The sequence below is a fragment of the Corynebacterium ammoniagenes DSM 20306 genome, assembly GCF_001941425.1.
Taxonomy (GTDB): domain Bacteria; phylum Actinomycetota; class Actinomycetes; order Mycobacteriales; family Mycobacteriaceae; genus Corynebacterium; species Corynebacterium ammoniagenes.
On the sequence record NZ_CP009244.1, the window covers coordinates 501917 to 526544 of the forward strand.

At 55.3% G+C, this 24628-nt stretch carries 31 protein-coding genes; 21 read left to right on the forward strand and 10 right to left on the reverse strand.

Features of this window, described 5'->3' with window-relative positions:
* Window positions 1-25: 25 nt before the first annotated feature.
* The 5 genes from rplN (at window position 26) to CAMM_RS02470 (ending at window position 3398) form a co-directional block, all read left to right on the forward strand.
* A complete protein-coding gene (gene rplN / locus CAMM_RS02450) occupies window positions 26-394 on the forward strand; it encodes a 50S ribosomal protein L14 (protein ID WP_040355831.1) in 369 nt (122 codons plus the stop codon).
* Between the two features lie 4 nt (window positions 395-398).
* Window positions 399-713: a 50S ribosomal protein L24 gene (gene rplX, locus CAMM_RS02455; protein WP_003848104.1), complete on the forward strand. Its 315-nt coding sequence runs from the start codon at window positions 399-401 to the stop codon at window positions 711-713.
* A gap of 2 nt (window positions 714-715) precedes the next feature.
* Window positions 716-1267: a 50S ribosomal protein L5 gene (gene rplE / locus CAMM_RS02460; protein ID WP_003848105.1), complete on the forward strand. Its 552-nt coding sequence runs from the start codon at window positions 716-718 to the stop codon at window positions 1265-1267.
* 159 nt (window positions 1268-1426) lie between these two features.
* The gene (locus tag CAMM_RS02465) at window positions 1427-2518 is read left to right on the forward strand and encodes an HNH endonuclease signature motif containing protein (protein WP_075761510.1); all 1092 of its coding nucleotides are present in this window, start codon (window positions 1427-1429) and stop codon (window positions 2516-2518) included.
* 94 nt (window positions 2519-2612) lie between these two features.
* A complete protein-coding gene (locus tag CAMM_RS02470; protein WP_003848328.1) occupies window positions 2613-3398 on the forward strand; it encodes a formate/nitrite transporter family protein in 786 nt (261 codons plus the stop codon).
* Here CAMM_RS02470 and fdhD read toward each other — a convergent pair.
* Together fdhD and CAMM_RS02480 are read right to left on the reverse strand one after the other, a co-directional pair.
* Window positions 3395-4249, reverse strand: a complete 855-nt coding sequence (gene fdhD / locus CAMM_RS02475) for a formate dehydrogenase accessory sulfurtransferase FdhD (RefSeq protein ID WP_003848327.1) — start codon at window positions 4247-4249, stop codon at window positions 3395-3397. The genes CAMM_RS02470 and fdhD overlap by 4 nt on opposite strands.
* Window positions 4249-4527 (reverse strand): DUF6457 domain-containing protein, encoded by a 279-nt coding sequence (locus CAMM_RS02480; protein WP_003848325.1) that lies wholly within the window; start codon window positions 4525-4527, stop codon window positions 4249-4251. Before CAMM_RS02480 ends, fdhD begins: the two co-directional genes overlap by 1 nt.
* A 342-nt stretch (window positions 4528-4869) precedes the next feature.
* Here CAMM_RS02480 and rpsH point away from each other — a divergent pair, with 342 nt between their 5' ends.
* From rpsH to erm, 11 genes are all read left to right on the forward strand, one after another.
* Complete coding sequence (gene rpsH / locus CAMM_RS02485; RefSeq protein ID WP_003848323.1) at window positions 4870-5253, forward strand: 30S ribosomal protein S8; 384 nt, start codon at window positions 4870-4872, stop codon at window positions 5251-5253.
* A gap of 15 nt (window positions 5254-5268) precedes the next feature.
* The gene (gene rplF, locus CAMM_RS02490) at window positions 5269-5805 is read left to right on the forward strand and encodes a 50S ribosomal protein L6 (RefSeq protein ID WP_003848320.1); all 537 of its coding nucleotides are present in this window, start codon (window positions 5269-5271) and stop codon (window positions 5803-5805) included.
* A gap of 3 nt (window positions 5806-5808) precedes the next feature.
* The gene (rplR, locus tag CAMM_RS02495; protein ID WP_040355942.1) at window positions 5809-6210 is read left to right on the forward strand and encodes a 50S ribosomal protein L18; all 402 of its coding nucleotides are present in this window, start codon (window positions 5809-5811) and stop codon (window positions 6208-6210) included.
* Window positions 6211-6244: 34 nt separating this feature from the next.
* Window positions 6245-6865: a 30S ribosomal protein S5 gene (gene rpsE, locus CAMM_RS02500; protein WP_003848315.1), complete on the forward strand. Its 621-nt coding sequence runs from the start codon at window positions 6245-6247 to the stop codon at window positions 6863-6865.
* Window positions 6866-6869: 4 nt separating this feature from the next.
* Window positions 6870-7055: a 50S ribosomal protein L30 gene (gene rpmD / locus CAMM_RS02505; protein WP_003848313.1), complete on the forward strand. Its 186-nt coding sequence runs from the start codon at window positions 6870-6872 to the stop codon at window positions 7053-7055.
* A gap of 7 nt (window positions 7056-7062) precedes the next feature.
* Window positions 7063-7512 carry a 50S ribosomal protein L15 gene (rplO, locus tag CAMM_RS02510; protein WP_003848312.1) on the forward strand — a complete coding sequence of 150 codons (450 nt, stop codon included), beginning with the start codon at window positions 7063-7065 and terminating at the stop codon, window positions 7510-7512.
* A gap of 318 nt (window positions 7513-7830) precedes the next feature.
* Window positions 7831-9159 (forward strand): preprotein translocase subunit SecY, encoded by a 1329-nt coding sequence (gene secY, locus CAMM_RS02515; protein ID WP_075761511.1) that lies wholly within the window; start codon window positions 7831-7833, stop codon window positions 9157-9159.
* Window positions 9159-9704 carry an adenylate kinase gene (locus CAMM_RS02520; RefSeq protein ID WP_003848305.1) on the forward strand — a complete coding sequence of 182 codons (546 nt, stop codon included), beginning with the start codon at window positions 9159-9161 and terminating at the stop codon, window positions 9702-9704. Before secY ends, CAMM_RS02520 begins: the two co-directional genes overlap by 1 nt.
* Window positions 9705-10505 (forward strand): type I methionyl aminopeptidase, encoded by an 801-nt coding sequence (map, locus tag CAMM_RS02525; protein ID WP_003848304.1) that lies wholly within the window; start codon window positions 9705-9707, stop codon window positions 10503-10505.
* Window positions 10506-10544: 39 nt separating this feature from the next.
* Complete coding sequence (locus tag CAMM_RS02530) at window positions 10545-11342, forward strand: L,D-transpeptidase (RefSeq protein WP_040355941.1); 798 nt, start codon at window positions 10545-10547, stop codon at window positions 11340-11342.
* A gap of 315 nt (window positions 11343-11657) precedes the next feature.
* Complete coding sequence (gene erm, locus CAMM_RS02535; RefSeq protein ID WP_003848300.1) at window positions 11658-12452, forward strand: 23S ribosomal RNA methyltransferase Erm; 795 nt, start codon at window positions 11658-11660, stop codon at window positions 12450-12452.
* 77 nt (window positions 12453-12529) lie between these two features.
* Here erm and CAMM_RS02540 read toward each other — a convergent pair whose 3' ends face one another.
* The 8 genes from CAMM_RS02540 to CAMM_RS02575 all read right to left on the reverse strand — a co-directional run bounded on the left by CAMM_RS02540 (window position 12530) and on the right by CAMM_RS02575 (window position 21363).
* Window positions 12530-13381, reverse strand: coding sequence for an alpha/beta fold hydrolase (locus CAMM_RS02540; protein ID WP_003848299.1), 852 nt, complete (start codon window positions 13379-13381; stop codon window positions 12530-12532).
* Between the two features lie 23 nt (window positions 13382-13404).
* Window positions 13405-14418 carry a 4-hydroxy-2-oxovalerate aldolase gene (dmpG, locus tag CAMM_RS02545; protein ID WP_003848296.1) on the reverse strand — a complete coding sequence of 338 codons (1014 nt, stop codon included), beginning with the start codon at window positions 14416-14418 and terminating at the stop codon, window positions 13405-13407.
* 9 nt (window positions 14419-14427) lie between these two features.
* Window positions 14428-15369, reverse strand: a complete 942-nt coding sequence (locus CAMM_RS02550) for an acetaldehyde dehydrogenase (acetylating) (RefSeq protein ID WP_003848294.1) — start codon at window positions 15367-15369, stop codon at window positions 14428-14430.
* A gap of 29 nt (window positions 15370-15398) precedes the next feature.
* Window positions 15399-16181 carry a 2-keto-4-pentenoate hydratase gene (locus tag CAMM_RS02555; protein ID WP_003848292.1) on the reverse strand — a complete coding sequence of 261 codons (783 nt, stop codon included), beginning with the start codon at window positions 16179-16181 and terminating at the stop codon, window positions 15399-15401.
* A 24-nt stretch (window positions 16182-16205) separates the two neighbouring features.
* Window positions 16206-17144: a 3-carboxyethylcatechol 2,3-dioxygenase gene (locus CAMM_RS02560; protein WP_003848290.1), complete on the reverse strand. Its 939-nt coding sequence runs from the start codon at window positions 17142-17144 to the stop codon at window positions 16206-16208.
* Between the two features lie 83 nt (window positions 17145-17227).
* Window positions 17228-18973, reverse strand: coding sequence for a bifunctional 3-(3-hydroxy-phenyl)propionate/3-hydroxycinnamic acid hydroxylase MhpA (gene mhpA / locus CAMM_RS02565; RefSeq protein ID WP_003848289.1), 1746 nt, complete (start codon window positions 18971-18973; stop codon window positions 17228-17230).
* A gap of 32 nt (window positions 18974-19005) precedes the next feature.
* A complete protein-coding gene (locus tag CAMM_RS02570; protein WP_003848288.1) occupies window positions 19006-20412 on the reverse strand; it encodes an MFS transporter in 1407 nt (468 codons plus the stop codon).
* A gap of 144 nt (window positions 20413-20556) precedes the next feature.
* Window positions 20557-21363, reverse strand: coding sequence for an IclR family transcriptional regulator (locus CAMM_RS02575; protein WP_003848286.1), 807 nt, complete (start codon window positions 21361-21363; stop codon window positions 20557-20559).
* Between the two features lie 290 nt (window positions 21364-21653).
* Between CAMM_RS02575 and infA the strand changes: the two genes are divergently transcribed.
* The 5 genes from infA (at window position 21654) to CAMM_RS02600 (ending at window position 24592) form a co-directional block, all read left to right on the forward strand.
* Complete coding sequence (gene infA / locus CAMM_RS02580) at window positions 21654-21872, forward strand: translation initiation factor IF-1 (protein WP_003854422.1); 219 nt, start codon at window positions 21654-21656, stop codon at window positions 21870-21872.
* A gap of 184 nt (window positions 21873-22056) precedes the next feature.
* On the forward strand, window positions 22057-22425 hold the full coding sequence (gene rpsM / locus CAMM_RS02585) for a 30S ribosomal protein S13 (protein WP_003848284.1): 369 nt from the start codon (window positions 22057-22059) through the stop codon (window positions 22423-22425).
* Between the two features lie 3 nt (window positions 22426-22428).
* On the forward strand, window positions 22429-22833 hold the full coding sequence (gene rpsK, locus CAMM_RS02590) for a 30S ribosomal protein S11 (protein ID WP_003848283.1): 405 nt from the start codon (window positions 22429-22431) through the stop codon (window positions 22831-22833).
* 22 nt (window positions 22834-22855) lie between these two features.
* On the forward strand, window positions 22856-23461 hold the full coding sequence (gene rpsD, locus CAMM_RS02595; protein ID WP_040355928.1) for a 30S ribosomal protein S4: 606 nt from the start codon (window positions 22856-22858) through the stop codon (window positions 23459-23461).
* A 123-nt stretch (window positions 23462-23584) separates the two neighbouring features.
* Window positions 23585-24592: a DNA-directed RNA polymerase subunit alpha gene (locus tag CAMM_RS02600; protein ID WP_003848281.1), complete on the forward strand. Its 1008-nt coding sequence runs from the start codon at window positions 23585-23587 to the stop codon at window positions 24590-24592.
* Window positions 24593-24628: the final 36 nt, after the last annotated feature.

Sequence of the window (24628 nt, forward strand, 5' to 3'; positions counted from 1 at the left end):
ATTAATCCAGGTCAGGAGACCCATAGTGATTCAGAAAGAATCGCGTCTACGAGTCGCCGATAACTCAGGTGCACGTGAAATTCTGTGCATCCGCGTCCTCGGTGGATCCGTACGACGTTTTGCTGGCATTGGCGACACCATTGTCGCAACTGTCAAGGAAGCAACCCCGGGCGGCAACGTTAAGCAGGGCGAAATTGTTCGCGCTGTTATCGTGCGCGCCAAGAAGGAAACCCGTCGCCCAGATGGTTCCTACATCAGCTTCGACGAAAACGCAGCTGTCATTTTGAAGAACGACAGCGAGCCACGCGGTACCCGCATCTTCGGCCCTGTTGCTCGTGAGCTTCGTGACAAGAAGTTCATGAAGATCGTTTCACTTGCACCGGAGGTGATCTAATCTTATGAAGATTCATAAGGGAGATATGGTGATTGTCATTTCGGGCCCAGATAAGGGCGCGAAGGGCAAGGTCATCGAGGCATACCCAAAGCGTGAGCGCGTCCTGGTAGAGGGCGTTAACCGCATCAAGAAGCACGTTGCAAATTCTGCTCCAGAGCGTGGCGCAGAATCCGGCGGCATTGTTACCCAGGAAGCACCAATTCACGTTTCTAACGTTGCAATTGTGGACTCCGAGGGCAACCCGACCCGCGTCGGCTACCGTTTTGATGAAAACGGCAAGAAGGTCCGTATCGCGCGTAGCAACGGGAAGGACATCTAAACATGAGCGAGAATTACACCCCTCGTCTAAAGACTCGCTACCGCGAGGAAATCAAGGATGCTCTGAACAAGGAGTTCTCCTACGACAACGTCATGCAGATCCCTGGCGTCGTTAAGGTTGTTGTCAACATGGGCGTCGGCGATGCTGCTCGTGATGCCAAGGTCATTAACGGTGCTTTGGAAGATCTGACCGCAATTACCGGTCAGAAGCCACAGCTGCGCCGTGCACGTAAGTCCATCGCGAACTTCAAGTTGCGCGAAGGCATGCCAATCGGTGCCCGCGTCACCCTTCGCGGCGACCGCATGTGGGAGTTCTTGGACCGCCTGCTGACCATCGCGCTGCCACGTATTCGTGACTTCCGCGGCCTGTCGGACCAGCAGTTCGACGGCAATGGTAACTACACCTTCGGTCTGGCCGAGCAGACCATGTTCTACGAAATCGACGTAGACAAGATTGACCGCCCACGTGGTATGGACATCACCGTTGTTACCACCGCTACCAACGATGAGGAAGGCCGCAAGCTGCTTCGCGAGCTTGGCTTCCCCTTCAAGTAAATAGCCTTTCAACACCCCGTTAGCCTCAATCGAGGTTCACGGGGTGTTGTTGCTTTTTGTGGATAACTCGCCGCATTCGTTGACGCGTCAGCGTAGTTATCCACAGCTTGTCGATGCTTCCCTCGCGCCCGTTGTGCCGTGCCGTTTAACGTCGAAGGCATGGACATATTCCAAGCATTCGTGCTTTTAAACAGCCACGGGGTGAGTCTCCTGCGAGCTATCGCTGAGCGCTCGCCGTACGATGTGGCCAGCTCCGGCATCGCGCTGTCGACGGCCAAGCAATACGCCACGCTTGCCGATGTCCTTTTCGGCCCCGCCGACTCCCCACGCCTCCAGCGCGACTCCGTCGCCCTCGCCGAACAGCGCGGGCTCAGCGTGGAGCATTTGTTGATGGTCAACAAACACGCTAAGAAACTCAAAAAGCGCGGTGCCGCGTGGAAACTCCGCGCAGAACTCATCGCGCATCAAGGCAGCTTCGAAGAAGTCGATGCCTATGGCGCACAACGCGTCAAAGAGGAAGCCGGCGAGACGCCAAAAGAACCCGGGGTTCGCATTGGCCGCGCGGTCAACGGCATGCGCACCCTCACGGTGACCGATACCCAGCGGCGCATCACCGATTTTGAAAAGACCCTCGACGCCACCGACACCTCTGACCAACCCCGCTCCACAGCACTGCTGGAAGCGTTCTGGAAACGAGTCGACGGCAGCGGCGGAGTACTACGCCCCGAATACCGCACCGTGATTGCCATCGGCCTGGATGATTTCGCGAAAGTATCGTGCGGCAACGGCGACGAAGTCATCGTAGGCTTATCGGATGGCACCACCATGACCGGAGCAGAACTTATCAATGCTGCGCTTGCCGGTGCACTGGGTGAGAACCTGTATGCCGGGCTGTTTCACCCAACGGCTGGCCCCGTCAACCTCTACGAGACCCGGTTTGCCTCGTTGAAACAGCGCATCGTGGCCACCGCAGAAAACCTTGTCTGCCCCTGGCCTGATTGCAACGTGCCGGCCGATAGGTGCCAGGTACACCACATCGACGCCCATAAAAATGGCGGCCACACCTCACCGTCGAATCTGACGATGTTGTGCCGTTATCACAACGGCGTCAACGACGATGATCCCAAGAAACGAAGACGCGGGCGAGTAGCGCGCTACCGAGGGAGGATTCATCACACCTCACCGGGCGGGAAGCGACGGTGCAATACCCACGAGCTTTCCTCCATGGGGGCGATGAACCTTATCAGCTAACTATTTACCGGCCATCCCATTGGGCGCATCCATTAGTTAACCGTTAAAGTGTTACCGGTTAAAGGATTTTGCATGCATTGGGAAGGTACTAATAGTGAGTTTAAACGAGTCCATTGAGGCCGGTGTTTCGAAAAAGCTCGTCCTATTCGACCAGGACCAGCCGCGCTTTGCTGTGCGCGGAATCTTAGCCGGCGCCTACTTAGCGCTGGGCACGGCATTTGCTGGCGTCGCCGGCCAAGTCACCGAAAATCTAGCGCCGGGGACAGGCTCCATTGTCTTCGCGGCTCTTTTTGGCCTCGGATTATTTTCCATCGTGATTTTAGGCGCGGAGCTAGCCACCGGCTCGATGATGTTTTTCTGCTATGGCGCAGCCACTAAGCAACACAGCTGGGGGAAAGGTGTGTGGATGGTCTTTTTGACCACCATCTACAATCTTATCGGCGTAGTCATCATCGGCGCCGCTTTGGGCATGTCCGCCAAATTCGCGGACATGGATCCGACGCACTTGCTGTCGACGATTTCCATCGGCAAGGTGGAAAAGCCCATCGACGGAATGCTCGTGGAAGGCATGGTCGCAAACTTCGTCGTCAACATGGCAATTATCGGCGGCATTTTAGCCAAAGAAGTAGTCTCGAAGTTCTTTGTCATCGTGCCGATTATTGCGATCTTCGTAGGTCTGTCGACCGAGCACGTCATCGCCAATTTCTGCGTGATGGTCATCGCCCTGTTTTCCTCCGATCCGATTCCTGCCGCGATGACTGTCGGTTCCATTTCCATCAACTGGGTTGTGGTCTGGATTGGCAACTTCATCGGCGGCGGACTGCTCATGGGCGGTGTGTACGCCTGGCTGAACAAGGGGCCGAAGGAATACCGCGATTAACTCGCCGTTTCTTTCGCTGCAGGCTGCTGCAAGCGGCCAGCGTATAAATTAAAGCGGTCTCCACGGGCAAAACCCACGAGGTTCATGCCCACATCGCGCGCAGTATCAACCGCCAGTGAAGACGCCGCCGAGACCGCAATCAGCGTGCCAAAGCCCGCCATCGCAGCTTTTTGCACCAGCTCAAAAGACGCGCGCGAACTCATAACCAAGATCAGGTCATTGGCCGGCAGCATGCCCTCCATGATCAAATGCCCAATGACCTTATCGGCCGCGTTGTGCCGGCCAATATCTTCGCGCACCACAATCGGGTTGCCGTCATAATCAAAGGCACCCGCCGCGTGAATCCCGCCAGTCTTGCGAAATTGCTTTTGATATTCCCGCAGCTTATCCGGCAATGTCGCCGCCAACTCCGGATTTAATTCCCGTTCGGGAATAGGGTGGTAAAGTTTCTGTGTTAACTCTTCTATCGAGGAGGTGCCGCAGACGCCGCAGGCGGAGTTCATCATCGTCAAGCGAACTGCCTCTGGCTGCAAAACCACGTTATTATCTAGCTGCACGTCGAGGACGTTGTAGGTATTTTCCCCCTGCGCGTTCGTGCCGGCGCAATACCGTGCCACGGCGATATCCTCCACGGTGCGAATGTGGCCTTCCGAATGCAAAAAGCCGTGCGCGAGCTCAATATCATTGCCCGGGGTGCGCATGGTGGTGGTCATGGTTTGCCCACCCACCCGAATCTCTAGCGGCTCTTCCGCAGTGACCGTATCGGCGCGGGTGTCTTGTTCCCAGCCCGTGCCATCATTGGTGCGACGCATGCGCGTGACTGCATAATTCTGATTCAAACGCCCTGCCATTAGCTCTCCTTATCTTGTGTGCAGTCGGCATTGACTAACGCACTTATCTTGTCGATGTTTCCCTCAACCTCTTCCGGGCTGTTTGACGCTAGGCCGACTAAAAATGCGGTCAATGGTGCCGCGGGGCGGGAGCGGTTATGCGCGACATCGCGGGTGAGATCAAGCAAAGCGCGAATATGCGAAGTGGCGTGATCCGGCGGAAGGTCTAAGGCCTCGGCGGCCTCCACCAGCCACTCGTGCGCGGTCTGAACCGCCTTGTCATCTGGGGACTTACTCATACCCACACTGTAGTACGTCGGGGCAAATTGGAAATATGTGAAATTAACATCAGGGGTTTGGAAAAAGCCAGCTAAAACGGTAAAGTAGCACGTCGGACTAGCGCTAAGCTGCAATGTTGCGGTTAACCTGCACGAAAGCGGCTGTGATGGGCTAATCCGAGCACGATTTTAATACATCTACTTTGTTGTAGGCCCCTCGCCAAAATAGCGGCCCGTGTATGCATCAAAGGGTGGCGAGCGCCCTCCGGTATTGACCGGTGGGAGCGTAAGTAGCCCGAAATCACACGGAAAACGCAGGTGGGTTAGGGAACCGCGACAAGAAAGGCAAACGGTCACTTAACTATGACCATGACAGATCCAATCGCGGACATGCTGTCGCGCGTGCGCAATGCAAACCATGCGCAGCACGACACCGTGTCTATGCCGACCTCCAAGCTCAAGGCAAACATTGCTGAGATCTTGAAGCAGGAAGGCTACATCGCTGACTACTCCGTCGAAGGACACCAGCTGTCCCTCGAGCTTAAGTACAACAACCGTGAGCGCTCCCTTTCGGGTCTACGCCGCGTGTCTAAGCCAGGTCTGCGTGTGTACGCAAAGTCCACTAACCTGCCAAAGGTTCTAGGCGGCCTGGGCGTGGCCATCATCTCCACGTCTTACGGCCTTCTGACCGACCGTCAGGCTACCGAGAAGGGTGTAGGCGGAGAAGTCCTCGCCTACGTCTGGTAAAGGGAGGTATGCACAATGTCACGAATTGGTAAGGCACCCATCGCTTTGGCGAATGGCGTAGAAACCAAGATCAACGGTCAAAATGTTGAGGTTAAGGGCCCAAAGGGCACCCTTCACGTTGAGATCCCAGCTCCAATCACCGCGGAAGTTGAGGACAACGAAATTCGCGTTGTCCGTCCTGATGATCACCGTGAGAACCGTGCACTGCACGGCCTGTCTCGCTCGCTCATCAACAACGCCGTCGTTGGTGTCACCGAGGGTTTCACCATCAAGATGGAAATCTTTGGCGTCGGCTACCGTGTAGCGCAAAAGGGTAAGGACCTGGAGTTCGCTCTGGGTTACTCTCACCCGATCCTCATGGAGGCTCCTGAGGGAATTACCTTCGCTACCGATGGCACCACCAAGTTGTCCATCTCCGGTATTGACAAGCAAATCGTCGGACAGATCGCTGCGAACATCCGTCGTCTTCGTAAGGACGATCCTTACAAGGGCAAGGGCATCCGTTACGCAGGCGAGCAGGTCCGTCGCAAGGTCGGAAAGACGGGTAAGTAAGCAATGGCAAACACTGAAACCGCAAAGCGCACCCCAGTCGGCAAGGACATCTCCACCCGACGTCGCGAAGCACGTGCTCGTCGCCACTTCCGCGTCCGTAAGACCCTGCGTGGCACCCCAGCGGCTCCTCGCTTGGTTGTCCACCGCTCCTCCCGCCACATGCACGTTCAGCTTATCGATGACATCGCAGGCCACACCTTGGCTGCTGCATCCTCGATGGAAGCTGACGTGCGCGCACTGGAAGGCGACAAGAAGGCTAAGGCCTCCAAGGTTGGCGCACTGATTGCTGCGCGTGCCAAGGAAGCTGGAGTCGAAAAGGTCGTCTTCGACCGCGCAGGCTACAAGTACCACGGTCGCGTCGCAGCTCTTGCAGACGCGGCTCGCGAAGGTGGTTTGAAGTTCTAATGGTCAACGGAAACATCAACGGAAGGAACGCCTAATGTCGGACCGTGAACAGCGTGACGGCGGACGCTCCGCCGAAAACAACAACAACCGTGGCGGCCGCGGCCGTCGCGACGATCGTCGTAACCCGCAGGACAACGAGCGCGATAAGTACATCGAGCGCGTTGTCACCATCAACCGCGTCTCCAAGACCGTCAAGGGTGGACGCAACATGTCGTTCACCGCACTGGTCATCGTTGGCGACGGCCAGGGCATGGTTGGCGTTGGCTACGGCAAGGCTAAGGAAGTACCTGCTGCTATCCAAAAGGGTGCAGAGGAAGCTCGCAAGAACTTCTTCCGCGTTCCTATGGTCGGCGGCACCATCACCCACCCAGTCCAGGGTCGCGACGCAGCTGGCATCGTTATGATGAAGCCTGCCGCACCTGGTACCGGTGTTATTGCTGGTGGCGCTGCACGTCCAGTGCTTGAGTGCGCTGGCATCCAGGACATCCTGTCGAAGTCTCTCGGCTCCGATAATGCCCTCAACGTCGTCCGCGCAACCGTGGACGGCCTGAAGCAGCTGGTCCGCCCTGAAGAGGTTGCCGCACGTCGTGGCAAGTCCTTGGAAGAGGTCACCCCAGCCCGTATGCTGCGCCTGCGCGCAGGACAGGAGGCATAATCCAATGGCTCTGAAGATTACACAGGTAAAGGGCCTGGTAGGCACCAAGCCAAACCACCGCGCAAACATGGAGGCTTTGGGCCTCAAGCGCATCGGTCATTCTGTTATTCAGCAGGACACCCCGATCATCCGTGGTATGGCCAATAAGGTACGTCACCTGGTCACCGTCGAAGAAGTGGCAGGGGAGTAGATAAACCATGGCTGATATCATCAAGCTGCATGATCTGCGCCCATCAAAGGGTGCAAACACGTCGAAGACCCGCGTTGGCCGCGGTGAGGCATCAAAGGGCAAGACTGCCGGCCGCGGTACCAAGGGTACCCGCGCACGTCGTCAGGTTCCGGCTGCCTTCGAAGGTGGCCAGATGCCTATTCACATGCGTCTGCCTAAGCTCAAGGGCTTTAAGAATCCAAACAAGATTACCTACCAGGTAGTCAACGTTGAAGATTTGGCAACCGCATTCCCACAGGGTGGCGAGGTAGCAGTAGCTGACCTCGTTTCCGCTGGCCTGGTCCGCGCTAAGCAGCCGGTCAAGGTTCTGGGCGAAGGCGAAATCAGCGTCAAGCTGAACGTCACCGCAGACAAGTTCTCTAAGTCTGCAGTAGAAAAGATCGAGGCTGCTGGTGGTTCCACCACCGCAACCAAGTAGTAGGTTAATTTAAGACTTACTGAGGGCTTCATCTGAACATCACGTTCGGGTGAGGCCCTTTCTTGTTTTGTTGCGCGCAACCAGCGAAAGTCTCCGCGGTAGTCCTTGATCACATCAACGAGAACTCGCGGGCGCAAGCAGGTAAAGTTGACCAAGGCATAACCGGTCCCGAAATACCACCTAGCTACTAAAGGCTGGTAGTGTTTCACTGTTGTGTAAGTAGCGCTCATTACGAGACGCAATTGATAGCGAAATTTTATTTAGTGTGCTTTCCTCCTGCCTAACCTTGGCCCGGTAGGGAAGTCTCAGGAGGCATTTGTGTCCGCCATTATTCAGGCATTTAAGGACGCCGATCTCCGGAAGAAGATCATTTTCACCATCGTAATGATCATTGCTTACCGAATCGGTGCCCAAATCCCGACCCCGGGAGTGGATTACGCAAGCATTACGGCGCAGCTTCGTCAGCTCACCCAAGAATCGGGCGACCTGTATTCGGTCATCAACCTGTTCTCAGGCGGAGCGCTGCTGCAGTTGTCGATATTTGCAATCGGCATCATGCCGTATATTACGGCCTCGATTATTGTTCAGCTTCTCACGGTTGTGATTCCGCACTTTGAACAGCTGAAGAAGGAAGGTCAGTCCGGCCAATCCAAGATGACGCAGTACACGCGTTATCTCACGCTGGCATTAGCATTATTGCAATCAGCCGGCATCGTCGCGCTTGCGGACCGCCAGCAACTTCTCGGCCAAGGCGTAGAAGTACTGAACCCGGATCGCAATATCTTTACCCTTATTGTCATGGTTCTCGTCATGACCTCCGGTGCTGTCCTCGTGATGTGGATGGGCGAGCTGATTACCGAAAAGGGCATCGGCAACGGCATGTCCCTGTTGATCTTCGCGGGTATTGCCACGCGCCTGCCTACCGACGGTCTTCAGATCCTGCAAAACAACGGCGGCCTAGTCTTCGCCATGGTTGTCGTGGGCGTCGTCATCCTCGTTGCAGGCATTACCTTTATCGAGCAGGGACAGCGCCGCATCCCCGTTCAGTACGCCAAGCGCATGGTCGGCCGTCGTCAGTACGGTGGTTCTTCCACCTACCTGCCGCTGAAGGTTAACCAAGCCGGCGTGATTCCAGTGATTTTTGCATCCTCACTGATTTACATGCCAGTGCTGATTACTCAGATCGTCAACTCCGCGCAGGCGACTCCGCCGGATAACTGGTGGCAGCGCAACGTCATCGCCTGGCTGCAAGCGCCATCGTCGTGGCAGTACATCCTGGTGTATTTCGTACTGACGATCTTCTTTTCTTACTTCTATGTCTCCGTTCAGTACGATCCGGCCGAACAAGCAGATAATATGAAGCGTTACGGCGGTTTTATCCCAGGTATTCGCCCGGGCCGCCCGACCGCAGAATATTTGGGATTCGTCATGAACCGCTTGCTCTTCGTCGGTGCTATCTACCTCGCGCTGATTGCCGTGATGCCAAATATCCTGCTCGACATGGGCGTCGGTGGCCAAGGTCAAGGTGGTGGCATGTCGGCATTCGGCGGTACCGCTATTCTGATTCTTGTGTCCGTGGCACTGACCACGGTCAAGCAAATCGAATCCCAACTACTCCAATCCAACTACGAAGGACTTCTTAAGTAATGCGACTCGTTCTCCTCGGCCCTCCCGGTGCTGGCAAAGGTACTCAGGCAGCAATCCTCAGCGAAAAGCTGAACGTTCCCCACATCTCCACCGGAGACCTCTTCCGCGCGAACATTGGCGAAGGCACCCCGCTGGGAGTAGAAGCTAAAAGCTACATGGACGCCGGAAAGCTCGTGCCTACCGACGTCACCGCGCGCATGGTCGAAGATCGCCTGTCGCAGGACGATGCCGCCAACGGCTTCCTGCTCGATGGCTTCCCTCGCACGGTGGAGCAGGCCGAGATCCTCAACGACCTGTTGGCCAAGAACAACCAGAGCCTGGATGGCGTGCTCAACTTCCAGGTCTCCGATGACGTCGTCGTCGAGCGCATGCTGGCTCGTGGCCGCGCCGATGACAACGAGGAAACCATCCGCACCCGCATGTCCGTCTACCGCGACGAGACCATGCCACTGATCGACCACTACGGCGATCAGATCATCGACATCAAGGCCGAAGGCACCGTCGACGAGATCAATGACGCCGCGATGAAAGCCATCGGCAAGTAAATGGGACGACGCAGCCGCAAGAACCTAATTCCAGCGCGCACGCCAGGTGAGCTGGATGCCATGCAAGCCGCCGGTGAGATTGTCGGCCGCACCCTGCAGGCGGTGCGTGCGGCTGCCAAACCCGGGGTGTCGACGATGGAGCTTGACGCCCTAGCGGAACAAACCATCCGCGACGCCGGAGCCGTCCCCACCTTTTTAGGCTACGGCGGCTTTACCGGAAGTATCTGCACCTCCGTCAATGACGTGATTGTCCACGGCATTCCCAATGATCAGCACATCCTCAAAGATGGCGACTTGGTCTCCATTGACTGCGGCGCGACCTTAGACGGTTGGGTAGGGGACTCCGCCTGGACCTTCGGCATTGGGGAGCTCGCAGAAAACGCACAAAAGCTTAACGATGCCACCGCGTGGATCCTTGACCAAGGCATTCAAGCCATGCAGCCGGGCAACCGCTTGACCGATATCTCCCACGCGATCGAGGTTGCCACCGCGGCGGCCGAAGAGAAGTGGGATGTTGACCTCTTTATCGTCGATGGCTTTGGCGGCCACGGCATTGGCCGGACGATGCACGAAGATCCTTTCCTTCCCAACGAAGGTAAAGCCAACCGGGGCCCGCTGATCCAAGAAGGTTCCACGCTCGCTATTGAGCCGCTGATTACCTTGGGCACCGAAGACAACTTCGTTGATGCTGATGATGAGTGGACTGTCTACACCGAGGACGGCTCTTGGGCTGCGCACTGGGAACACACGGTGGCCGCAACGGCGAATGGCCCGAGAATTTTGACGCCACGCTCCTCATAAACTATGCGAAAGTTGGCAGCAAGGTCTATACTTCTTGCCATGTTGAATTCCAGCTTTGCCGGTGTCCGCCGCGGGATCGTAGCTTTGGCTGCGTCTGTCGCCACTGGGGTAGCGCTTCTCGGCGCCTCCCCAGCGGCCCAGGCTCAGCCCGCAGTGCCTGAACTGCCTGATTTCGCCCAGAGTTCTACCGATATCACCTTTGATGACGTCTTAAACCAGACCCGCGAAAATGCGTGGGATTCCCGTAACGCCTTTTTGAGCCAGGTCAGCGATTTCGACCCGAACGCTGCCCGTCAAATCAAGCCAGTGCTCGATAGCGCCATTGACGTCACCTTCCCGGGACTGCGCGCTCAGAAAGAACGTGAAGAAGTCCAGCGTCTCGCAGCTATCCGCGAATCTCGTGAGGCCGAGGTAGCAGCCGAGAGGGCACGCGCCGAAGAAGCAGCACGCCAAGCTGAGGCAGAGCGCCAGCGCCAAGAGTTCAACGTTGGTCCCTGTCCTGCTGATGCCGATGTTTGCGTCGACATCGACGGCCGCCGCACCTGGTTGCAAAACAACGGTGAAATCTCCTACGTCGCGCCGTCGATGGCTCCAGGCAAGCCTGGCGAAGACACCCCACGCGGTACTTTCTACGTCAACCGCAAGGTCAAAGACGAGATCTCTTACGAGTTCAACAACGCTCCGATGCCGTACGCGATCTACTTCACCAACAACGGCCACGCTTTCCACATGGGCAACCCAGCCTATGACTCCGCAGGCTGTGTCCGCTTGCCAGAGCAAGCAGCGCTGACCTTCTGGAATGACCTGCAAATCGGCGACAAGGTCTTCATCTACTAATTCGGACCCTATAAATTCCGCCAAAGCTGTATCGGCGCGAACTTCCTGCACATTGGGAAGTTCGCGCCATTTTTATGCCGTTCCCCGTGTGGGCACCACCCGACGAAATACAGCCGCTCGCCGACAATTGTCCGTGTGCTCATCGTGGGTGTTAAACTGCCTGCCATGTGTTGTGCAAGCATTGCAGTAGTGGAGAACAACCGTCGATAACGGCGGTACCCACTGTTAATTAATGAGTTCCGCCGTTCTACCGGTCCTGCCGGGCGGCGTCTTTTCGCATGCCCGGTTCCGTCTACGGATTCGCGGAGCTATCTCTTGCCAATTTATACACGTGGCCGTCACGAGCACGGCCAGAATTTTCTGAACGATAAAACTATTCAAAAGGCGGTCATTGACCGCGTTAAAGCGACCGCTGGTCCCATCATCGAGATTGGGCCTGGGGCTGGGGCGCTTACTAATCATCTGAGCACGCTGGACAGACCGCTGACTGCGGTCGAAATCGATGGCAGTCTGGTCCACCATTTGAAACAACACCTGCACCCGGGCGCGGAGATTGTGCACGGCGACTTCCTCCACTACCGACTACCTGAAACTCCATTTGTGATTGTAGGCAACCTGCCTTTTCACCAGATTACAGCGATGCTTCGCCATATTCTCCACGCTCCGAGGTGGACGCACGCAGTCCTCATTGTTCAGTGGGAAGTAGCCAGTCGCCGAGCAAGCATCGGGGGAGCGACAATGATGACCGCCCAATGGTGGCCTTGGTTCGACTTTGAATTGGGACAACGCGTACCCGCGCATTCCTTCACGCCAGCGCCGAGCGTTGATGGTGGGCTATTGACAATTGCCCGTCGCACAAGGCCTTTACTACCTCGGCAGGAACGCAAGGCGTTTCAATCCATGGTGCATAAGGTGTTTACGGGACGTGGTCGCGGCATTGTGCAAATTGCTTCCCGTATGAAGCTGTTCAACGACGCCCGCCAGGCGCGCAAGTGGGCGCTTGATTCGGGCCTGAAACACACCGCGTTGCCAAAAGATCTCTCAGCTCACCACTGGGTCGATCTCTACCGGGTCAGCGGCAGCGCCCCGCCCAAACGTCGGCGCAATTAGGCGTCTGCATTGCATAGAAAAGGCGCGGGCATCTCTGTGGTGAGATGCCCGCGCCTAGATTTCGATATGCGGCAAGATTAGATGCGGCGGCTGATGTAGGAGCCGACGACTTCGTTGAATTCTTCTGCGCGTTCTACTTGAGACCAGTGCCCACACTGGGAGAAGATATGCGCATCAGCATGTGGAACGGTGTTTAAGATATCCCAGGTACGTGATACAGGGATTACATGGTCTTGCATGCCATGAATGAGTAGTACTGGAATGTCGAGTTTGGCGAGCCGTTCGAAATCTAACGGGACCTCATTACGGTCTCGATCTCGGGCAGCGACAACTTCCTTCAGACGGTCGGAAGCGGTGTCGTTCAGAGCTGACTGATAACGAAGTTTTACTAGTTCGTCAGTGACGAGTTCCTTGTTGACCACAAAAAGCTCTAGGGTCTCACGGATACCTTCTTCGGAAAGGTTTGGGTTAGAGTGCCCCTTCAAAGCCTTGGTGAGCTGGGCACCTCCGGTGCCCATAGACACGATGCCCAAAAGACGTTCGGGGTAGTCAAGGGCGAACTGGAATGCCAGCCAGCCGCCCAAGGAGTTACCCACAATCCAGGTCTTTTCGATACCAAGCGCGTCGAGCACGCGTACAGCGTGGCGGACCCATTCTTTGATTCCGTATTGAACATCATCGGCCGCGATGCTTTGGCCGTAGCCAATGGAGTCAATGGCAATGCAGCGTCCATATTCACTCAGCTGTGGCAGGTTCAGCCACCAGTTAGCAGCAGCGGTTACTCCGGTGCCTGAGCCATGGAGGAACAAAATTGGAGTTCCTTCACCAAGCTCGTGGTAGTGGGTGAGTTCTCCTTCGGCAGTCTCGATCCATTTGTCCTCGAGACCGAAGAATTTGTCGGTAGTGTACTTCGGGATTTCAACAGTCATGTGTATGTTCCTTTCGTGTTTTATTAAACAGTGGCCGTGGATTTCTTGAGGTCGAGTGCGACCTCAATGATCATGTCTTCTTGGCCGCCGACATATCCGCGGCGTCCGACTTCCGCCAAAATCTCCGGGGCAGGGATGTCATAGCGCTCGGCGGCGCGTTCGGCGTGGAGCAGGAAGGAGTTGTATACGCCCATTTGACCTTGCACGATTGAACCGCGATCCATTGATGGCAGACGGTTAACCATTCCTTTTAGTAGGTCAGCCGCGTCAAGGATTTTCTTCGTATCTACTCCAGTCTCGATGCCCAAGCGCTCAAAAGCGATAGCAGCGACCTCGGTTGGGGTATTGCCGGCACCTGCGCCCAGTCCGGCAAGTGAACCGTCAATTTGAGAAGCACCAGCTTCTACTGCCAATACGGAATTCGCGACGCCAAATGACATATTTTGATGGCCATGAAAGCCCACTTGTGCGCGGTCACCGATGGCATCGTAAAGCGCGGCAACGCGGTCTTTGGCTTCATTCATGATCAATGCGCCCGCGGAGTCGACCACAGATACGCACTGGCACCCAGCATCTACCATGATGCTCGCCTGTTGCGCTAGTTCGGCCGGGCTACTTCGGTGCGAGAGCATCAAAAATCCGGCGGTTTCCATGCCAAGTTCACGGGCTGCCTGAAAGTGCTGGATAGAAACATCTGCCTCAGTACAGTGCGTTGCAATACGCACCATCTTGGCACCTCGGGCATGTGCTTCTTTAAGGTCGTGAATTGTGCCCAACCCCGGCAAGAGCAGTGCGGCAATTTTAGCGTTCTTCGCTTCATCCGCTGCGGATTCAATTAAATCTAGGTCGGATACCTGAGAGAAACCGTAATTAAAAGACGAGCCACCAAGACCGTCACCATGGGTGACTTCAATCATCTCGATGTTGGCATCGTCAAGCGCTCGCACCACCTGGCGAACTTGTTGCTCAGTATATTGATGGCGAACGGAGTGCGAACCGTCGCGCAGCGTGGTGTCATTCAAACGGATTTTAGTCATGATATTTCCTTATGCGGTGGTCGATGCTGCAACTTGCTTATTGCGAAGCAAGTCAACATAGCGGTCAGCGGTAGCAACAGCAGCCGAAGTAATGATGTCCAAGTTTCCGGCATAATCCGGCAGATGGTCGCCGGCCCCGGTGACTTCGATGAGGACGGTCAGCCGACCCCAGCCATTCCAAGCATCGGAAGCTTCGTCGAATTGAGGCGCTGCGGTGAGGCGATAGCCGTCGACGTAGCTTTGCACGGTTTCGACCATTGCCTGGATGGATGCACGAATCTCATCCTGTAATTCGCCGGGCACAGCAGCCTCTGGTGGGAGTGAACAGTACACCGTGTTGCGCATCTTCATAGGTGGTTCCACTGGGTTGAGGATGATGATGGCCTTGCCTTTTTTGGCACCACCGACGACCTCTAGGGCTTTAGCGGTAGTTTCGGTGAACTCATCAACGTTTGCGCGAGTACCCGGACCGGCAGAGCGCGAAGAAATTGATGCGACGATTTCAGCATATTCCACAGGTACGATGCGGCTGACTGCTGAAACGATTGGTGTTGTTGCTTGCCCTCCGCAGGTAATTAGGTTGACGTTATCAACGGCTTCAAGTTCATCTAGGTTTACCGATGGGCAGCAGTATGGCCCGACTGCGGCAGGGGTCAGGTCGATAGCGTGGATGCCTGCCTCGCGGTAGCGAGGGGCATTCGCTTGGTGTGCGCTTGCCGATGTCGCCTCGAAGACGATATCGGGAAGAACCTTTTGGGACAGGAGCCAATCGACGCCTTCAGCGGATGCAGTGATACCGAGTTCTTCGGCACGCTTGAGACCGGAAGAATCTGGATCCACACCGATCATGTAGATGGGCTCGATGTTTCTTGACTTGCGGAGCAGTTTTTTGAGCAAATCGGTGCCGATATTTCCGGGACCAACGACTGCTGCGGTTAATTTCTTTGTCATGATTGTCCTTAAATGAGACGAGGGGGAAACTAGCTGAAAGTAAGGGAAAGTGATCCATGGGTGCCGTAGTCGACATCCAGTTTGTCGCCGGGGGCAAAGGCAACAGCGCCACAGAAGCTTCCGGTCAAGACAATGGATCCTGCCTTGATGAGGGTGCCTTGCTCTCCGAGAGTTTGAGCTAGCCACTGCAGTGGGATGAGGGGATCACCCATGACATCGGATCCTTTTCCGGAGCCAGCTGCTTCGTTGTTGAGTGTCATTGTTGCTTCCACGCCGGCGAGTTCTCCAAGCTCCACGTCAATGGCATCACCGAGCACAATCGCGCCGCATGAGGCATTATCAGCGACGGTGTCGACCAATCGGATGTCCCAATTTGCGATACGGGAGTCGATGATCTCGACGGCGAGGTGCACGGTGTCGATGGCCTCCTGCACTTGGGCGAGGGAGGCATCGGCAGGCAAATCTGCATTGAGAGTAAAAGCCAATTCAGGCTCGACTTTTGGCGCGATAAAGCTTGCCGTCGGGATGGGCTGGCCAGCATCGAAGCGCATGCGGTCGGTGAAGAAACCGAAATCCGGACTGGCGACGCCAAGTTGCTGCTGCATCGCTAGCGAAGTCAGCCCAATTTTATGACCGATAACGGTGTGCCCTTGGTCTTCAAAAGCACGTTGTTGCCAGCGCTGAATACGGTAGGCGCCGGCAATGTCTAACTTGTCGATGGTCTCCCGCGGCGGCACAACAGTTTTATGCGAGGTATATGCGTCAAATAGTTGAGAAGCGACCTCATCATGGAGTTGAGCGATTTGTGACATGTGATGACTTTCGTTGGTAGTGGGCTACTGCGCAGTGAGAATGCCAAATCCGGCGATGAACTCTGGGATCGGGCGATAGTAATCGACACCGATCTGATAGTCAGGGTTGACGGCATGCAGCGCGGAAAATGCAGCGATCCACGTGCGAACCTCATGGCTGGAGTGACCAGCTACCGCCTCCATATCCTTGTAGTTATAGGCGTCGAAACGGCTCGGATCGCCAGATTTGCAATCTTCCATGAACTGCTTGTCCCACTCGGGAGCAATATCCATGATGTCGGCTTCGCCGCGAGCAAATTTCTTGCCGGTTTCAATGACTCGGGATTCGCGCAGCGCGCGGGACTCCGGAGTACGAGAATCACGGTTGAGCAACATTGCTCGTTGTTCAGGGGTGGCTTCGTCCCAGCGCGGCAACGGTGGATCGTGGGAAAGTCCGCCGGAAGCTACGAACAGTACCTTTTTGTCAGAGTCACGGAAGTAGCTGCCGACGGCCGCGCCCATCGCGCGAATGCGAGAGACCGGCGTGAAAGGACGGGCGACACCGTTGGTGTAGATAGGAATTAACGGTTTGACGTTGGGGTTGCCGTCGAAAACGATTTCTAGCGGCTGGACGGCTCCGTGGTCGACTTCCATCTTGCGGGAAATGGCAATATCGACGTCTTGCTCAAGCACAAACTGTGCCAGGTCTTCAGCGGTTTTGGTATCGACGTTGAGGTCTCCATCAAAGCTGTCGTAGTCACCGGTGCCGAAAGCTTCGAAACCGATGCAAAACGGAGGCATGAGCTCGTAGAAAAAGCCGTTGAAATGGTCCGGCCAGAAGACCACGATCCGATCAGGGTCGTAGTCATGAACGAACTTCTTAATCTCGTCGAACTTTTGGTCAAGCTCCGCCTGGACTTCCTCCGCTGGAGGATTGTGGTGGAGCAGTGGGCTATGGGACATAGCAAGCAATGCGGCAGGCATGTTATTCCTTTCTCTTTAAGTGCGAGCTTAAGACTCGCGTCACATGAAGTCGCGTGTCGTTCCATTGGGCAGAACGATGACGTCTAAACCGGTAGATCCGCCGTGGAGGGGGTCAGGTTTGTTGCTGTGACTAAAGAATTCCAGGCACGTTGTGCATCCCCATTGAGGCATACTGCAGCGGTAAAACGATCGGGGCGGATGAATACGGTGCCAACAGAGTGGCGGTCAAACCAGTGCTTCAAGTTGCCGTCAATATCTGAGACAACAGCAGATGCCACTGGACCAGAACCTTCGTCGCAGTGTTCGCGTGCCCATGAAACTTGCGTAGGGGAGACTGCACACACCAGCTGGATGTCGAGCCTTTCGAATTGCTGTAGCTGCTCGGTGTCAAATAGACGTGTCGGATCAATGCCCCAAGAAATAACGGAGAAACCGTGACCGAGAACATCGTCAAGCTTGGTCTCGGAACCTTCAAAGCCAACCGTTGGTTGGATAAACTGGGAGCCAACTGGTGACTGCTTCTGTAGTGCATTGCGCGTTGGAATGAGTTTTGGGATGCGGCTACGGCTGTTTCGCGTGTGCGAGTATCCCGGCTCTAAGCTTTCTTGGTCGACGACAGCGCCGCGACCATAACGCGGCATCGGCTTGAAGCGCATGTCTTCGAAGTAGGAACGAACTCGAGGAAGCGAATTAGCGATCTTGGCAGCGCGGTCTCGGAAGAAAGTAATACGGCGGTCGGTGGGCTTGATGATATTGCCCATCGCCATCGACAAGTCGATCATTGCCTTGGCATGGTCACGACGTTCAATCGAATAGGTATCCAGCAAGTCAGCACCGGCGTGGCCATTGATTACTGCCTCGAGTTTCCACGCCAAATTTGTTGCGTCGCGGTAGCCAGAGTTGAATCCTTGGCCCATCCAAACCGGCATAAGATGGGCAGCATCTCCGGCAATGAGTACGCGCTCTTTGCGGAAATCTTTAGCGATGCGGCCGTGGTGCGTAAACACACGGCGGCGAATGATATCGAGCTGGGTATTGGGAGGAAGGTGTTCGTGGAGGAGGCCTTCGACGAAAGCATCGTCTTCCACGCGCTCGCTTGGTTCGTCGTCGAAAAGCATGAATTCGAAGCGTCGAACGCCGTGCGGCAGGCCGATAGAAACGTAGGGACGGGCTGGGTCTGCTCCGAGATAGACATTCGGGAATCCAAGTGGGTCGTTATTGCAGTCGATGACCACCCAACGAGTTGACGGTGACTTGCCCTCAAATTCCACACCCATCCACTTGCGAGTGAACGAACGTCCGCCCTCACAACCGACTAGATACTGTGCGCGCAGAGTTTCAGTCTCGCCACTTGGTAGTTCACCGTCCTCACCAGAAACCCGTTCGATGGTGGCAGAAACACCGTCGGAATCTTGGTCGAGCCCGACCAATTTGGAACCAAAGCGAACGTCAACGTTCGGGAATCGGTCGAGGCCTTCGAATACTGCGCGGTCGACTAAAGGCTGGAGGAACCCAAATTTTCGTGGCCAGCCGAACGGCTCTCCTTTGGGGTTATTGGTCATGATGACATCACCCTGGCCATCTACAAGCCTCATGATGTGATGTGGAATTGTAAACGGCACTACTTCATCGATGAGATCCATAGCTTGGACGGTTCGGAAGGATTCATCGTCCATACCGACACCACGTGGATAGTCGATGAGGTTTTCTCGGGCTTCCACCAAGATGACATTGATTCCATTGATTCCGAGCAAGTTGGCTAGTGCTAGACCTGTGGGACCAGCGCCAGTAATAATTACGTCTGTGTCGAAAGTATGGGGCGAAGTCATGAAAAAGTGCCTTTCTATGTGGTGTTAATTTCTTAGTTTGAGGTTGGCGCGGGCTGTGGCTCGGCGGTCGTGACAGGGAGAACCACGTTGTTTTCTTTGCGTTCGACGAACCAGACAGAAATTGCAGCGACGATCATCAGGAAGATGAAGTAGATAGCAATGTTGGTGGAGCCCAAGTCATTGTCGAGTTCGACTAATGCAGTAGAAACCAATGGCGCGAGGCCTGCACCAAGGACAGACCCGAGCTGATACGAGACTGAGACTCCGGTATAGCGATCCTGCGGTGCGTACTTATCTGCCAAGAAAGCGCCTACTGGTCCGTACATGGAAGCTTGGATGATGGGATTACCGATGATGAAGCCGAGGGCGATGAGGAAAGCATTGCCGGAGTTGAAAGCAGCGAACATCGGGAAAATGAGGGCGATGGAGAGAAGAGCCGCGCTAATCATCGTCCGACGACGTCCGAAACGGTCTGAGAGCCATGCGAAAAACGGAATTGCAAAGATATGCAAGAACGCAGAGAAGGTGAGCAGCATTAAGGCAGGCTGTTGTTCCATGGCGCCCGTACTAACAACGTAGGGCACGATAAATACTGCCATTAGAGCTTGCATGAACAGTGGGCCAGTGATGGCCAACGAAGCCAGGATGGTTTGTTTCGGGTAATCGGTGAAGATTCGTTTGAGCGGAACGCCAGTTTTCACCTGACCAGAGTGGCGGGCAGCTTCGAATTCTGGCGATTCGGTGAGCGAGTATCGCATGTACAAGCCGATGACGACTAGCAGTGCGGACAAGAGAAATGGAACACGCCAGCCCCACGACATGAATTGCTCTTCGGGGAGTCCAGAGAAGATGGCCAAAACCAGTGTGGAAAGAACCGCACCGGCAGGTGCTCCTGAGACTGCAATCGAAGCCGCAAAACCTCGTGACTTTGCTTGCGCGTGCTCGGCTGCCATGAGCGTTGCGCCGGCCCACTCGCCGCCAACGGCGATACCTTGAATGACGCGAAGCAGTACCAAAATGACAGGGGCTGCGACACCAATAGTTGAGTACGTGGGTAGCAGGCCAATGGCGACGGAAACTAAGCCCATACCGATGAGTGTGATAAGCAGGATATTCTTGCGACCGTAACGGTCACCAAGGTGACCGAAGATTAAGCCACCGACGGGACGTGCCAAGTAGCCTGCGAACAAAATGGTGTACGACAAAATCATCCCGATAAAGGGACTCATCGATTCATCAAAGAAAAGATGTGGGAAGACTAATCCAGCAGCGGCTCCGTAGAGCAGGAAGTCGTAATATTCCACCATGGAGCCAAGGAAACTGGAAGCGAGGACTTTCCGACGCTGCTTATCAGTTGACTCACGAACAATTGGAGTGTTTGTGGCCTTGGGGGGTAGTGGATCGATCTGTCCTTGCCTACCGCTCGTCACTTCTGTCATCTCAAGCTCCTTAGCTATTTAAAGTAATGGCGATCACAATCGGTGATGTGCTCATTTCAAGCTTTGAGGCGACTAAAGGCAAAGGTTGTTCCGAAGGGTGGAACGCGGGGCGAAATTCCCGACATCGCCAGTGTGGCTTAGTGGTTACAGCATTTCCTTGGTCTTTTGGTGTTCCCTGACAGCTCGGCCCGCAGCGGCTGCGACTCGTTGAAGAGGCGGAATCAAAGCCTCCGGGGCAAAGCTTTCTGACGGAGACGAGATTGATAGTGCCGCGACCGCGCGTTGTTCAAGACCGAAAACGGGAGCCGCGACACACGACAGTCCTAGGGAAATTTCTTGCCGATCAAAGGCGATCCCGTCATTGCGAATGTTGAGCAGTTCAACGCGTAGTGCGTCGGGATCAGTGATGGTGTGTGGAGTCCACGGTGTGAGTTCACTGCTTAGAACTAACTCGGCTCGCGCAGAATCGTGCGCAAGAAGAACCTTGCCGACGCCTGTGCAGTAAGACGGTGCCCGTCCGCCGATGCGAGATGGCGAATTCAGACGCTTGGTGGAAAAGAGTTTGTTGGCATAGGCAACGTCTTTGCCCTCAAGGTAGGCGAGGTGCACAGTATGCCGAGTTTGCTCGAAGAGAGAGGCGAGAAATGGTGTGACAACTTCACTGATTAGGTTGGCGCGCACGGAGCTGCCGGTAGAGGATACGATGTCAAAAATTACCGGACCTAAACGAAAGACGTCGCCACTACGCTCAAGTGCACCGCGGGTGGTGAGAGTGTTGAGTAGTCGGTGGGAGGTGGTCTTTGGAAGGTTTGCAAGCCGGGCGACTTCGCTGACGCCGAGACCCGACGGGTGATCCTTAAAGACCGTGAGGATGTCAATGGCTTTCTCGACAGAGCCTCGCTGTCTAGAGGTTGGCGCTTCTAAAGACGGGGATTCGGGTGTGGTTGCCATAACAGCTCCTGTCGTATTTTATTAGGAAACACTAATTGCTTAAGGTTAGTCGTTTTAGTCATCGGCCAAACGGGAGCTGGGATGCCGAAATCAACTTGCGCTTCGGGCAGAAGTTATACGGGGACTGACCAGCGAGAAGCGTTGGGCACACATTTGGAAAACCAGCAGCTAACGCGTAAGCTATGACGATGGTGTATGCGCGCGCGGCAACGCGTGTTGGCTGCATCAGGTAGTAGACAGATAAAAATGCAGGTAGTCGTAATAAAATGGCTGCCAGAAAAGTAGAGGTTATGGCTAAGGAAGGCGCAATTGAGGTAGAGGGTCGCATTGTCGAGCCGCTGCCAAACGCAATGTTCCGTGTCGAGCTCGATAATGGGCACAAGGTTCTTGCTCACATTTCCGGCAAGATGCGTCAGCACTACATCCGTATTCTCCCAGAGGACCGTGTTGTAGTGGAGTTGTCTCCTTATGACCTGACCCGCGGACGCATCGTCTACCGCTACAAGTAAAAACCGAAAGCCTCCTTAATCAGGGGCGCTCGCAAGGTCGGGCGCCCTATTAATACCTCAGGCCACGGTGGCCCGAGCCTGTATCATAATGCCATCCAAAGTCCCGGTCGGACCGGGCGAAGCATGGCATGGTGCGGGGCGGTTAAGGAGAAAACCACCGTAACAACCCGAAAGGACAAGCCACATGGCACGTCTAGCTGGTGTTGATCTTCCACGCAACAAGCGCATGGAGATCGCGCTCACTTACATTTACGGAATCGGCCCAAGCCGTTCCAAGGAGCTGCTGGAAAAGACCGGCATTTCTCCTGACCTGCGCACCGATAACCTGGACGACGATCAGTTGTCGGCGCTGCGTGACGCAATTGAAGCTTCCTTCAAGGTAGAGGGTGACCTCCGCCGTCAGGTTCAGGCTGACATTCGTCGCAAGATTGAAATCGGTTGCTACCAGGGTCTGCGCCACCGTCGTGGTTTGCCAGTCCGTGGTCAGCGTACCAAGACCAATGCGCGTACGCGTAAGGGTCCGAAGAAGACGATCGCAGGAAAGAAGAAGTAATAAATGGCTCAGAAGACTCAATCCACGTCGCGCCGTTCCGGCCGTCGTGTAGTCAAGAAGAACGTGGCCCTCGGCCACGCTTACATTAAGTCAAACTTCAACAACACCATTGTTTCCATCACGGATCCATCCGGTGCTGTTATCTCTTGGTCCTCTTCCGGACAGGTTGGTTTCAAGGGTTCACGCAAGTCCACTCCATTCGCAGCGCAGATGGCAGCTGAGTCTGCAGCTCGCAAGGCGATGGAGCACGGCATGAAGAAGGTTGACGTATTCGTTAAGGGCCCAGGTTCGGGCCGCGAAACCGCAATCCGCTCACTACAGGCTGCCGGCTTGGAAGTTTCGTCTATCTCTGACGTCACTCCTCAGCCACACAATGGCTGCCGACCACCGAAGCGTCGCCACGTTTAAGGGAAGGAAGAGAAACTAAACTATGGCTCGTTATACCGGCCCCGCTACTCGTGTATCCCGCCGTCTTCGCGTCGACTTGGTCGGTGGCGATATGGCTTTCGAACGCCGCCCATACCCACCGGGACAGGCTGGCCGAAACCGCATCAAGGAATCTGAGTACCTGCTGCAGCTCCAGGAGAAGCAGAAGGCAAAGTACACCTACGGTGTTCTTGAACGTCAGTTCCGTCGCTACTACGTAGAGGCAAACCGTCAGCCAGGCAAGACCGGCGACAACTTGGTTGTCCTGCTGGAATCTCGCCTTGACAATGTTGTCTACCGCGCAGGTCTGGCACGTACTCGTCGTCAGGCACGTCAGCTTGTCTCCCACGGTCACTTCACCGTGAACGGCAAGAAGACCAACGTTCCTTCCTACCAGGTTTCGCAATACGACATCATCGATATTCGCGAGCGTTCCCAGAAGATGGAATGGTTCGAAGAGGCTCAGGACCGTCTCGGCGAAGCTGTTGTTCCAGCTTGGCTGCAGGTTGTTCCTGAAACCCTGCGCATCCTCGTGCACCAGCTGCCCGAGCGCGCTCAGATCGACGTTCCGCTGCAGGAGCAGCTCATCGTCGAGCTTTACTCGAAGTAAACTGTTTAACCGTACGGTGCCTTTGCGGCGCGGTGCGGTTATCACAGGAATCAGTCGGATTCCTTTTCATAATTTTCACCCTCTACCGGCGTCAAATAGCGGTCGTCGACAAGGAGAAGTTCCATGCTTATCTCACAGCGCCCACAGGTTACCGAGGAATACATCGATTCCTCCCGCTCCCGTTTCGTTTTCGAACCACTGGAGCCAGGTTTCGGTTACACCATCGGTAACTCCATGCGTCGCACCCTGCTGTCTTCCATTCCTGGTGCAGCAGTAACTTCCATCAAGATTGATGGTGTTCTCCACGAGTTCACCACCATCAGCGGTGTGAAGGAAGACGTTTCCGAGATCATCTTGAATGTCAAGAACTTGGTACTGTCCTCTGACTCTGATGAGCCAGTAGTGATGTACCTGAGCAAGGAAGGCCCTGGCGCAGTTACCGCTGGCGACATTCAGCCACCAGCTGGTGTGGAAATCCACAACCCAGAGCTGCACATTGCAACTTTGAATGATACTGCGAAGTTGGACATGGAACTCGTCGTTGAGCGTGGCCGTGGCTACGTTCCTGCAGCACCAACTTCTGGTGACATCGGACGCATTCCGATTGACCAGATTTACTCCCCGGTGCTGAAGGTCTCCTACAAGGTCGAAGCTACTCGTGTTGAGCAGCGCACCGACTTTGACAAGTTGATCATCGACGTGGAAACCAAGAACTCCATTTCTGCCCGCGACGCCCTGGCTTCGGCCGGTGGCACCTTGGTCGAGCTCTTCGGCCTGGCTCGCGAGCTGAATACCGCTGCTGAAGGCATCGAGATTGGACCATCCCCACAGGAGTCCGAGTACATCGCCGCTTACAGCATGCCTATTGAGGACTTGAACTTCTCCGTACGTTCGTACAACTGCCTGAAGCGTCAGGAAATCCACACCGTTGGTGAGCTCGCAGAGTGCACCGAGTCGGACCTGCTGGATATCCGCAACTTTGGACAGAAGTCCATCAACGAAGTGAAGATTAAGCTGGCTAACCTGAATCTGGCTCTCAAGGACACCCCTGAGGACTTTGATCCAACCCAGCTCGAAGGCTACGACGCAGAAACCGGTGACTTCAAGGATCCGGCTGCAGATTCCGAGTAAATAGCAATTGTGCTAGACCAAGAAATTCTTGGTCGC